The 12,987-nt window shown below is 36.6% G+C and carries 6 protein-coding genes; 3 read left to right on the forward strand and 3 right to left on the reverse strand.

Translation table 11 applies throughout. From position 1 onward, the window contains the following. The first annotated feature begins 29 nt into the window (after positions 1–29). The 3 genes from IL356_RS17745 to IL356_RS17755 all read left to right on the forward strand — a co-directional run bounded on the left by IL356_RS17745 (position 30) and on the right by IL356_RS17755 (position 3,730). Positions 30–464: a hypothetical protein gene (locus IL356_RS17745; RefSeq protein WP_121849441.1), complete on the forward strand. Its 435-nt coding sequence runs from the start codon at positions 30–32 to the stop codon at positions 462–464. 127 nt (positions 465–591) lie between these two features. Further along, complete coding sequence (locus tag IL356_RS17750) at positions 592–2,823, forward strand: TonB-dependent receptor (protein WP_121849442.1); 2,232 nt, start codon at positions 592–594, stop codon at positions 2,821–2,823. Between the two features lie 166 nt (positions 2,824–2,989). Continuing rightward, positions 2,990–3,730 carry a tyrosine-protein phosphatase gene (locus IL356_RS17755; RefSeq protein WP_121849443.1) on the forward strand — a complete coding sequence of 247 codons (741 nt, stop codon included), beginning with the start codon at positions 2,990–2,992 and terminating at the stop codon, positions 3,728–3,730. Positions 3,731–3,787: 57 nt separating this feature from the next. On the opposite strand, the gene IL356_RS17760 is transcribed toward IL356_RS17755, so the two are convergent. The 3 genes from IL356_RS17760 to IL356_RS17770 all read right to left on the reverse strand — a co-directional run bounded on the left by IL356_RS17760 (position 3,788) and on the right by IL356_RS17770 (position 12,960). After that, complete coding sequence (locus tag IL356_RS17760; RefSeq protein ID WP_162987914.1) at positions 3,788–9,268, reverse strand: PKD domain-containing protein; 5,481 nt, start codon at positions 9,266–9,268, stop codon at positions 3,788–3,790. Positions 9,269–9,771: 503 nt separating this feature from the next. Continuing rightward, positions 9,772–12,141 carry a GumC family protein gene (locus IL356_RS17765; protein WP_121849445.1) on the reverse strand — a complete coding sequence of 790 codons (2,370 nt, stop codon included), beginning with the start codon at positions 12,139–12,141 and terminating at the stop codon, positions 9,772–9,774. A 39-nt stretch (positions 12,142–12,180) separates the two neighbouring features. After that, the gene (locus IL356_RS17770; RefSeq protein ID WP_121849446.1) at positions 12,181–12,960 is read right to left on the reverse strand and encodes a polysaccharide biosynthesis/export family protein; all 780 of its coding nucleotides are present in this window, start codon (positions 12,958–12,960) and stop codon (positions 12,181–12,183) included. Between the last annotated feature and the right edge of the window lie 27 nt (positions 12,961–12,987).

Genomic DNA, 12,987 nt, shown 5'->3' on the forward strand with positions numbered 1-12,987 from the left:
ATTCAAAGAGAAACTATTTGATAATCAGAATGAAAGAACAACTTGTGAAATATGTTGCGCTTGCTATTGCGGTCTGCTATCTAGCAAACCCAATGCACGAACATATTACAGAGTTTTTTCATGACACAACGCACTTTTTCGAATCTCCTGAAACCATTATCAATCATCACTCTTTTGATAAAAGTCATTCTCATGGGGTTCATGAGCATGTAGGTCATAACAACTCGCACGAGCATAATCTAATCGGTCTTCTAAATTCAATTTTCGAAAGTTCAGATGAAGACCAAGGCCATAATCACGATTCAATTATGACTTTTTTGAAGTATGACAAACATATTACGGCTTCCATCGACTTTCTATCCTTTACACTAATTCTAATCACTCCACCAGTTTTCAAATCAAATTCCGATAAAATAAAAAAGGGCTTTCTTCCCAAAATATTTGAGCCTCCAAAAGTTAGTTAAAGGTATTCACTACTTACAATTTAAAAATAGTCCCTCGAAGACTATTACATCTTAAAAAGAAACACAGGTCTTAAAAAGTTTGAAATCAAAAACCTTGTAGTACCTGTATTTCATAACTAACTATTATATGAAAAATCTAATTACTCTGGTTCTTATCATCTTGGGTGGCGTTACTTCTTATGCTCATGATTTATACGGAACCGTAACCAATGAGAACCAAACTGCACTTGAAGGCGTGGGGGTCTATAATAAAACAACCGGGGGTTATACCTACACAAATGTATCCGGATATTTTGAACTAGATGATGTATCTGTAGGTGATGTCATCTATTTTTATAGCTTAGGTTTCAAGAACCATCAACTGACCATTACCGAAGATTTACTCGATGGTACCATTCAGATTACGCTTGAAGATTCGGTGGTATCGTTAGAACAGGTTGTGCTTGTTTCGAAGGTAAATGCCATGAGCAACTTTGTAAATGTTGATGTAAAGGCAAGCCCGGTAAAATCGTCTCAAGAAATTTTAAGAAAGGTTCCGGGCTTGATTATAGGGCAACATGCCGGAGGCGGAAAGGCCGAGCAAATTTTCTTAAGGGGGTTTGATGTTGACCACGGTACAGATGTGGCTATTAACGTTGATGGCATGCCCGTAAACATGGTTTCTCACGCACATGGGCAAGGTTATTCAGATATGCACTTTATAATTCCAGAAACTATTGATAACCTAGATTTTGGTAAAGGTCCTTATTATGCCCATAAAGGTAATTTCAACACGGCCGGTTATATTGACCTAAAACTTAAGAAGAAAATCGAAGATAACCAGATTTCTTTAGAGGCAGGTCAGTTTAACACGCTTCGGTCTCTGGGTATGTTCAAAATAACGGAAAGCGATTATAGTAATGCCTATGTAGCCTCTGAACTTGTTTTGACCGACGGTGCCTTTGAATCACCTCAAAACTTCAATCGAATCAATATCATGGGGCGGTATAATTTCAATAACAGAAAAGACCAAGACCTGAGCATAACCCTTTCACATTTTCAAAGTAAATGGGATGCTTCTGGGCAAATTCCGCAGCGAGCAGTTGACCAAGGTTTAATATCTAGATTCGGGGCCATTGATGATACAGAAGGTGGTAATACCAGTAGGTCTAACTTTCTGGTTAACCACACCAAACAACTTGATGAGCATTCGAGAGTTAAATCAAAGGCTTTTATTTCAAAATACGATTTTGAGCTGTTTTCCAATTTCACGTTTTTTCTTGAAGACCCTGTAAATGCCGATCAGATACGCCAACAAGAAGACAGAACAATTATTGGTGCCGAAACGAGCTATGAACACTCGATTCATGTAGGTGACCATGATTCACAATTAAAATATGAATCAGGATTGGGCTTTAGGTACGATGACGTTAACGATGTACAGCTTTCTCGTACTATGAACCGAAAAACGCTTTTGGAGCGATTAGCTTATGGAAATGTAGACGAGTTAAACGCCTACGGGTTCATCGATGTCACATACAAGAAAAATAAATGGACTATCAACCCAGGCCTACGACTGGATTATTTTAAGTTTGACTATGAAAATTTGCTTTCTGAAAGCTACGACAACAAAAGTGAGGACAAATTTTTTGTTGGTCCGAAACTCAACCTCATTTATGCCGCTACCCCTGATTTACAGTTCTTCTCAAAGTCTGGAATAGGTTTCCACTCCAATGACAGTAGGGTGGTTACTGCTCAGAGCGGTGAGGAGATTCTACCACTTGCAATCGGTTCTGATTTAGGAAGCATTTATAAACCAACCGACCGACTGGTTATAAATGCCGCTTTTTGGTATCTTTTTCTTCAACAAGAGTTTGTGTACGTCGGTGATGCCGGGATCGTAGAACCAAGTGGTAAAACAGAAAGATTCGGTGTAGACTTCGGTCTGCGTTACCAATTAACCGATTGGTTATATGCCAACGGGGATATCAATTATACCCATGCAAGAAGTACTGAAGACCCAGATGGTGAAAATTATATTCCCCTTGCTCCTGATTTGACCTCGTCTGCCGGACTATCTTTCAGTAACATCAATAATTTCTCAGGAGGTATCAATTATAGGTTTGTTAGTGACAGACCTGCCAATGAAGACAATTCTATAGTAGCTGAGGGCTATTTTGTTACCGACTTAAATCTTAATTACAGCATTAAAAACTGGACATTAGGTTTAATTATTGAAAACCTTTTTGATACCGAATGGAACGAAACGCAATTCGCCACTGAGAGTCGACTATTCAACGAGCCACAATCGTTTGAAGAAATTCATTTTACACCTGGCACCCCCTTCTATTTGAGAGGAAAGGTTTCCGTTAATTTTTAGCATTTTGTGTAACTTCTTTGTTAAGGCGGTGCGTTGCACCGCCTTTTTATATTTGCCTAAGGCGAATTCAGTTTAAAAACATACAATGTATCTTTGCATGATTTTTTAATTTTCTTATCATAAAGTACGGGTCAGTTCCGTTAGCATTCAAATTCTCATTAAGTGTATGTTTAATTTCTTCAGTCGTAAAAAGCATTTAATAGACCATCTGAATGGTTTTGTAGACATTCACAATCATATTTTACCTGGTATTGATGACGGAGCAAAATCAGTGGAGGATTCACTGGCCCTCATCAGCGAGTTTTCTTCCTTTGGTGTTCAAAGAATGATTGCAACACCGCACATAATGAATAATTATTACCCAAATAATAACCAAACTATTTCTGCTGCATTAAAAAAATTAAAAGATTCTTTAACAAAGGAGAACATTTCAGATTTCTTCATAGAAGCCTCGGCGGAGCATATGATTGATGACAATTATGAAAACCTCTTAGAACGGAATTCAGTAATGCCCATGAAGGGTAACTATATTTTGGTCGAGATGTCTTATTTGCAGCCTCCCATAAACTTTGAAGAAGCCATTACCAAGACGTCAGAGCAACGTTACTTTCCTATATTGGCACATCCAGAACGCTATGGCTTTCTTCATTTCAGAAAGAGAAAATATAAGGAGTATAAAGAACAGGGAATGCTCTTTCAAATGAACCTACTGTCTTTAGGTGATTATTACGGTAAAGAAGTGTCAAAGATGGCCTTAGAGCTTTTAGATGAAGGGTTAATTGATTTTTTGGGCTCAGACATTCATAATCTTAAGCAGATGAATGCATTGAAAGAACTTGCATTGCCTGAAAAAACACTGGAGAAACTTCTCCCAATTATCGATAGAACTATTACTAATTTTTACTAGTAGATTAAAAAAATAAAGGGCGCAAAAGCGCCCTTTATTTTTTTAATTCTTTATTTTTTAGTTATCGATAAGCAATTTCAAGGTCAATACCTCCCCATCATTTAGGGATACCCTAATAAAATAAATTCCATCAGTGAGAGTCTCCACCAAAATCTGATAAGACCCATCACCTATCACTTCTATATCATCAGTATTATAATCACTTATCAAACGCCCCTGTTGATCATGAAGGTTAATTCCCGTCATCAAGATATCTTCAGGCATATTCACCATTCTAAAAGTAGCAATACCGTTAGTAATAGGATTACGCTGTAGAATAATACCCATTTTATCACCTTCACCTACTTCTAAGACAATTACAGTAATAGTGCTTAAATGTTGATTACCTCCGTCATCTGTGACCGTTAACTCAACCTCATACGTTCCGGTATTGTTAAAGGTATGAACTGGGTCCGCTTCAGTAGATGTATTTCCATCCTTGAAATCCCACAAATAAGATGTAATCTCACCAATTGAATTACTTCCTGTAAAAGTAACCTCTAGTGGCACTTCTCCTTCTATAGGTGCTGCATCGACAACAGCTAATAAACCATTTTCAGGGATTACGGTCACGGTAACGTCATCAAAAGCTGTTTCCCCTTCATCATCAGTAACGGTTAACCTAAATTCATAAACCCCAGCAACCATCTCGCTAACTGCCAATTGAGTAGTATTCTCTCCGCTTAAAGTGGCAGTTGGACCACTTGTTTGCGACCAAGAGAAAGTTACCTCACCTCCGTCAGGGTCAGAACCTGAACCATTGAGAACTGTACTATTCTGGGGAAGTGTTATTTCAACGTTCTGCCCTGCCGCTGCAATAGGTTTGTTTAGCTCATTAGAACTCTCTATTATAGTAATAGTGACCTCATCATACGCGTTGTAACCCTCCTCATCAACCACAGTCAATCTAAAAATATAAGTCCCAGAAATTAAATTGGTAAGTGTTAATGTATCGGTATCATTTCCAGTAAGCGAAATCCCATCAGGACCCGATTTCTTTGTCCATAAGTATGATTCTATACTACCGTTTGGATCAAATCCTGAACCGTATAAAGTAATATTATCTAGAGGAAGTATAAATTCTTGATTTTCACCTGCATCAGCAACCGGACGATAAGTATGAGGCAATGCGGTGGTATTTTCGTAAATTCTAGGTGCATAATCTTGTGTCCAACCATTAGAAACCACATCTAAATCTCCATCATTATCAATATCAACTACTCTTGCCCCATCATGATGCTCTAAATTCAATTCTCCATCATCTATAACATGAATTATGAAGTTTCCAGAATCACATAAATCATTTTCGAATGCTAGTAATCTTTTTTCTCCTTTCCATTCTCCTACTACTATGTCCTGATCTCCATCAAAATCTATATCGGATGCAAAAACACTTAAACTTCCTCTTACATCATTGCTCAGTACATGTCGCACCCAAGGTTGGGATGGATCAGAAGGAGATTCAAACCATGAAAATTCCAGACTACTTCCTGATCCGAGTTGCCCTACAACAGCATCTAGATCACCGTCCCTATCAAAGTCGGCAAGTTGAGATCTATCGACTGTAGTTGGGTAAGTAATACCAGTTTCAAAAGTATCCCAAGTTCCATTACCATTGTTACGTAGCCAATTAACTCCCTGAAAAAGGTCTAAGTCGCCATCACCGTCAATATCTCCGGCTTGAATATCTTCACCTGAGCTGTCTTCACTTATATCAACCAAACTCCAAGTTTCTGTTGTTATATTCGTTTTAGAAGGAGGAGTGAGCAGTTGTACGGGTGAACCAGTCGATTCCGCACCATTCCAATTGATGGCCATCTGATAATTACCATTGGCAGTAAAAACTCCTCCAGCTAAGCCAGCAACGAAAGGCTCCCAATAATTAGAATCCCCAGCAGGTATATTATTGAAAACGGTAAACCCTCCCTCCCCGTTATTCTGTGCCCAAACAAGTTGAACGCTTTCATAAACATCTGGTTCATCACCTAGTGCGGTTCCTAAAAGATCCAAATCCCCATCCTCATCAAAATCATATACATGAACAACATTTCCAAAACCTTCACCAATGGTAAACTTTTGCCAATCTCCTCCGGCCGATCCCGGATTTTTGTACCACCAACCACCTGTGACAATATCTTTTAACCCATCACCATCGAAATCATTGTTTGCAAAGGTATAGACAGAAACATAGGTGTTTTGCTCCAACTCATGAACAGTCCAGGAATCTGGAAATTGATAGTCGTTACAAACCACCCCTCCCACAACGTTAATGTTTATTTCATCGAAAACACCAGTACCAGAATGGTCTGGGTTAAACAGTTCTACTTTGATTGTATGGTTTCCTAAACTTAAATCTTCAATAGGAATTGGATCATAACTATAGTACGGACCGACCATTACATCGTCTACATAATAATGAATATGGGTTTGATTTTCACCTATTTTCCAATTGTCGACAGCAAAACTAACCTCAAAATTTGGGCTGACATTCGAGCCATTAGCCGGAGATGTGATACTTAAAGTAGGAACGGCGTCAAAACTGCTTGAATCCAGTATTTCGATTGCAGATATTTTCGCGTCTCCAGTGACTGAAGTAAAAACTATACTAACGTTATTATCTAAAACTGCGACATCATTTATTTCTTTTGTTAGAGCCGTAGCAACCCCTGCTTCTTCAGCTATATCAAAATTTGTCAGTACTCTACTTCCCTCAATATCTACATTAAAAACTCTGTCTCCACTGCCTCCAGGAGTACTACCGACACCATGATATAACTCTGCAAAATGTAATCTAACATCAAAATTCCCTGAACCTTGCACTGGTATTTCATAACTCATATTACCGAATCTTTCGGTCAGGTATAATTCATCGTTCTCCGTATTGGCTATCGCCACTGTCCGCGAATAATCATTCCCTCCTGTAAAATATTTATCCTCTTCATAAATCATCGCATCTACAGTTATCTGTGGTCCTCCTGCATTAATACGTATTGGATTTATTGTACCTAGCTCATAACTGCTCTCAACAATTTTTATTCCTGCAATATTTTCAACATTTAAAATGGTAAGATTGTATAGGGTTCCAGATGATAAAGTCGACACAGTCAACAAAACTGTTCTTCTATCAGGTTGTAGTTCGGCAGCTAAAACATCAATTCCTTCAATTAAATAATTTGAAGTAAGCTCGGCACTTTGGCTTGTTAAATATTCTGAAAATTCAACCTCAATTTGCGTTGAAGTATTAGATGTTACCTCATTTACAACTGGAGGAGAGTTATCGATAGAAACCCCATCTCCAATAAATTCAATATAGTTAACATTAAAAATGTCTGTATTTATAGTATTATTTTTAAAAACAAAATATAAATCATTTTTACCCCCGGGATCTGTAATAGGCGCTTCAATGTCTAACCACATATCATTGCCTCCTGTATCCGGAACGGTTAATGAGCTCAATAAATTACCATTAATTCCATTTTGTCTTAATTCAATACTGCCCCCTTCAAAAGAAGAAGAAACTCTATAGCGTACATTCGTAATATTCTGCAAATTGCGGCCTTCAAAAACAATGAATCCATTATTGTCAACCCTGATAACACTAGTACCACCACTTACATCATTATTTGAAATTATTTCCGTTCCACTTTGTGAATCGAAAAATTCGGCCTCCTTCTTTTTAGGATGCAACCTAATTTGATCATATGATGTCAAATTACCTGAATCTTTATAATTGACACCAAGAACATAATAGATGTTCATACCTCCGTAAATATCATGACCATCATACTCCAACGTTGTTGATTGAGGGCAACCGGTCAATCCAGAAAAATCGTGGAAGTGATTGAGATGCCCCAAAGATGGAACTATATTCACATCTGCACAATCTATTCCGCCATCTGTAGTACTTCCATCTTGATTATCGTTAACCATGAGGCCTATATCTATATCATCTCCCCAACCAATCAATCCGCCATCAGGAGGCGATGTAAATGAAAATGTTGAGGGATCATTTCCAGCATATATCGTTACTATCTTTACACCACTACCCCCGTTACCATCACTTACTACTAATCGGGCTTGATAAGTACCCTCAGATGTATAGGTATATTCGATATCCTGTTCATTAGAATCTACGACATTATCTGATTCGAAATCCCATTCATATGTTAAAGGTGTATCACCATCAGGATCGTATGTACCATCTGAAGAAAAACTTACACTCAATGGAATTGGACCACTAATCACATCTGCACTTATAGAAACAACCGGAGAAGAGTTCGTAACGATACCAGTATAGTCTACACGAACTAATTTACCGGTACCGACATTGTCAGGACAACAACCCTCTCCGTACTCAAGTACGTACATGTGCCCATCCGGGCCAAACTCCATATCTATAATTCCAATATCAGCAGAAGGAAAAACGGACGGAGCGAACTGTTCTGAATTAATAACATCGCCCTCATCATCCATTTCAACTGTCCAAATTCGGCTCGTATTAAAATCATAATAGAATAAAAGTCCGTCAAATTCTACGGGCATACGTTGTTGATCTGCCAATTCAGTCTCGAAAAAATATCGGGGACCAGAGAAGATAGACCAATTGATAATCGTACCTTCTCTTACAAACTCTAGCCAAGAAGGTCTTGACGGTGGCAAATCTGTTATTCCAGTATTCCATTTAGATGTATTCTTTGGAGAATTTGGACTATTATAATAAGCGGGAGAAGCATAATTAATTAGATAAGCCTCATTATCACCTGAGAAATAAGGCCACCCATAGTTACCAGCAGTTTTGGTAAGGTTCATTTCATCCATACCAATAGGACCTTCGCCATTAGCTCCAGGGTCATTGGCATCTGGACCAACCTCACCCCAAAATAACCAATCAGTATCATCTTTATCGACATAAATTCTGTAAGGGTTTCGAGCCCCCATCACATATATCTCGGGTCTAGTATTAGGGGTTCCAACTGGGAATAAATTACCACTGGGTACAGTATAGGACCCATTTGCTTGAGGTGTTATTTTTAATATTTTTCCTCTTAAATCATTGGTATTAGACGAAGATTTTTCAGCACTCCAATAGATATTATTTTCATAAAGTGCAGAATAATCTGTATGTTGAGAATTATCACCTGTGGCAATATAAAGGTTTCCTTGAGAATCAAACCCCATATCTCCCCCACTATGGCAGCAAGTTAATCGCTGAGTCTCCCATTCCAAAACAACAATCTCGGACGAGATATCAATTAAGTCTCCATTCATTTGAAATCTTGAAACCCTATTTGTTGAAACTGATTGAGGGGAGTAATGCACATATATGTAATTATTATTGAGGAAATCTGGGTCAAAAGCAATTCCTAACAATCCATCTTCAAAATCCTTATAAACCGGTATAGTTCCGGCAACCAACATACTATTAGTCTCCGTTTTATAAATCAAAATGTCCCCATACCTATCCAATAAAAAAATTCTCCCATCGGGAGCAAATGTCATTGTAGTTGTATTGGTTAAATTGGAAGCCAACTCTACACGTTGAAATTCATCTGGTAACTGAGCTTCTATCTTTGCGAAGTTTAAAAACGCAAAAAAAACAATCAAAATTTGACCTAAAGTTTCTTTCCGAAGACATAAAAAAGATTTTGGACGTAGAGCATAACCATAAATTGGTAAATGTGCTTCTAAATTTACTCTTGTTGTTTTCATAATATAATATCAAACGAAGTTTGGAGTATTAACTAACCGAAAGAACGAATATACTTTTTTAACAACCTAAACTCATTTTACCCTAATAATTTTCGTTAAAACATGGTCTATACCCGACAAAATACAAGAGAAATGTTCAGTAAAAAAACTAGCTTTTATTTACTTAATTTTTTAATTAAGTTTTAAAATCAAGACTACTTGCATTACATTCTTCTTCGAGAAGGATTAAGAATCTATAAAAAATGAGGAAAGATATAAATTAGATATATTAAAAGGGGAATCAAGTTTTTGGTTTAGAATCTCCACCACTTTTTTTGTGTTTTTCCGTAACCATATCCATATTTACCTCCGTATCCTAAATTGGATTTATCAACATCGTTTACTACAAAAGTCAATCCTTTTAATTTACCTTCATTCCTTAATTTGATAGGATAATTAATAGCCCTTGTTTCAGTAACACCAGCTCTAGTAACATAAATTAGCACATCTGCATATTGGCTTATCAGAAGTGTGTCAGTGACTACCATTAAGGGTGCTGTATCGACTAGTACGTAATCATATAAGGGTGCAACATGTTCTAACAGATTATTAAATCTATCACTCATTAAGAGTTCTGCAGGATTAGGTGGAATTCTTCCTGAATAAATCACATCGATTGTGTTATGATGTATTAATAGAGGATTAATAATATCTTTTGGCTCTAAAGTATTATCATAGAGAAACTCAGTTAAGCCAGCATCCTTATTACGTCCAGAATTGGACATTTTATTAATTTCCTTTCCCGTAAGAAAGCTGTATAATTTAGGATTTCTTATATCTGCCCCTATTAACAAAACTTTTTTACTCGATGCAGCAGAAATCATTGATAAGTTAGTGGACAAAAATGTTTTACCCTCACCAGGAACGCTTGAAGTAATAAAAATGATATTACTTTTTTTATTACCAACCTGTTTGGTTTTTATTAAATAGTCAAGATTTGTTCTAATAATTCTTAACGATTCGGCCAAAACAGACCTATCTTCCTTTACAACCAGTTTTTCTTCTTTTTTTGATAGTTTTGGTAGCTCTCCCAACACAGGCACATCTTTCACCAACTTCTCTAGTGAATTCATGTTATGAACTTTATTATCAACCAAATCATTAATATAAATAAGTGAGAATGGAACTAATAACCCAAGAACTACACAAGCAAAATAAACTAGAGGTTTTTTTGGGGAAACCGGATTAGGGCTTATGCTATAAGCCTTATCAATAATCTTCGACTTGGGAGAACTTGAAGCAGCGGTAATTTGAGCTTCCTCTCTTTTTTGAAGAAGATATAGATACAATGATTCCGTGGTTTGCTGTTGTCGTGTAATATCTCTTAGAGCCCTTTCATTGGCCGGTGAAGAATAAATTTTAGAATTAAATCTGGCTTGTTGACCGCTTAGGGAATTAACCGTTAAACCCAAATTGTTTACTGTACTATTAACACTAGACATCAAGCTACTTTTCAAACCAGCAATCTGCTGGTCTAAATTTACTATAACAGGGTTTTTCTCATTTGAACTTTTAAGTAATCTAGCCCTTTCCAATACAAGTTGATTATACCTATCTGTCAATCCAGCTATTGAGGGGTCAGAAAGAATGTTGGTCGGTAAAGTTTCATAGTTGCCTTGCTGCTGAATAAGCTGCTGCATAGATGATGCCATGTTCAGCTGATTTCTAGCGTTGGCTAATTCTTGTTGATTAGCTACCCCAACATTCAAATTAACATTTGTTTCCGCCGCAATATCGGTTACCCCCTTTTCTGTCTTAAAATCTTGAGCCGATTGATCAACCGATGTTAAATCTGAAGCTATATCTGCAATCCTTTCATTAATAAAATTAGATGTCCTATCAGCAATAATTTGTTTATCAGTTATTGCATTTTGGTTATAAACATTAATTAAAACGTTTAAAATATCAATTGCTTTGGCCTTAATTGGGTCTTCCAAAGTAAGATTTACCATATTAGAAAACTCTCCAGGATTGGTGACCAGAATTTTTTTTCTATAATCCTGAGCAACTTCTTCTATTGGTCTCACCGAAATACGTATTTTCTTATCCTTATACTTCTCAAAAACCTCTACATTAGGAGTAATAACGATATCACCGAGAGGTGTAGAAATATTCTTACCAAAAGCATAAATCTTATTCGGCATATCCTCCTCTTCAGAATATCCAAATGTCGTGGATGATGAAATTGATAAGAAAAAATCGAAATTTGCCCTGTTCATTATTGAATCTGCGGCAATGAAACTCACGTTAATCGGCGGGTTTTTATAAACCTCGGACTCTTTAATATTACCCTGAACCATAATTTTAGTATTTAGGTTCAGTTCTTTAACGACTTCAATAAAATTAGATCTAGAATTAACTATCCTTAGTTCGTCCTCAACTTTATTTTTTCCATTCCCAAAAACTCCCATATCCTGAAAGATATCCAATTCAGAACCTGTTGTTTTTTCTTCTAAGATTTGTATCTGTGTTTGAACTGCGTACTGCGGGGTACTGTACCGAATATATAAATAACCTAGAATAATGGTAATTAGAACCGATAGTAAGAACCATTTCCATTTTATAGTATATTTACCAATTAACTCATTTAAATTGATATTGGCACCAGCAATGTTTTCAGTCATAATTGGCATATTAAAACATCAAGAAAATTCTATCAATGTTTAATTTGTTCTTGTAATTAAGAGTACAGTAGAGGTAATTAAAAGAGATGCAATGGAAACATAAATAGATGCTCTATTGTCAAGACTAGAGGTTTTAATCGCTGAATTGTTAGGCTCTACGTAAACAACGTCATTTTGTGTCAGATAATAAACGGGAGAGCTTAGAGCATCTTTGTTAGTAAGATTAATTCTGGTATATACCTTGGTTCCATCGAAATCTCGTATTACCATCACATTTTCCCTCTTTCCTTTAATTGTTAAATCACCAGCAAGGCCTAGAGCTTCAAGCACATTTATCCGCTCTCCGTTTACCGGATATGTACCAGGCCTGTTAACTTCTCCCAATACAGTTACGCTAAAATTACGTAAGCGAATATTAATTATTGGGTCTTTTAGATATTCCGACAATCTATCTCTCAATAAAATACGAACTTCCTCTGCTGAAAGACCAGCTATTTTTATTTTTCCTATAACAGGAAAATCAATTTCTCCATCTTTATCAATTAAATAGTCAACCTGTTCTGGCCTTAATCCTCCTTCTGAAGCACCTCTAAATAAATTAAAAGGGGCGCTGGCCTCACTATCGAGAGTGGAAACATAAATACTTACCAAATCATCAACCTTAAATTTTGGAGTAAAACTATTCTTATCAACCAAGGTCTCAAAATCACCAGTATTTTGAAAATACACAACTTCTTTTCTAGAAGCACAGGAGGTTATAATAGATGCCAACAAAGTTAAAGTCAGGATAGAAGTTAAGATATTATTAATTTTAATCATGATTTAAATATTAGTTTTAAGTGCAAT

It is taken from the genome of Euzebyella marina (genome assembly GCF_014855515.1).
GTDB classification, from domain to species: Bacteria; Bacteroidota; Bacteroidia; order Flavobacteriales; family Flavobacteriaceae; genus Euzebyella; species Euzebyella marina.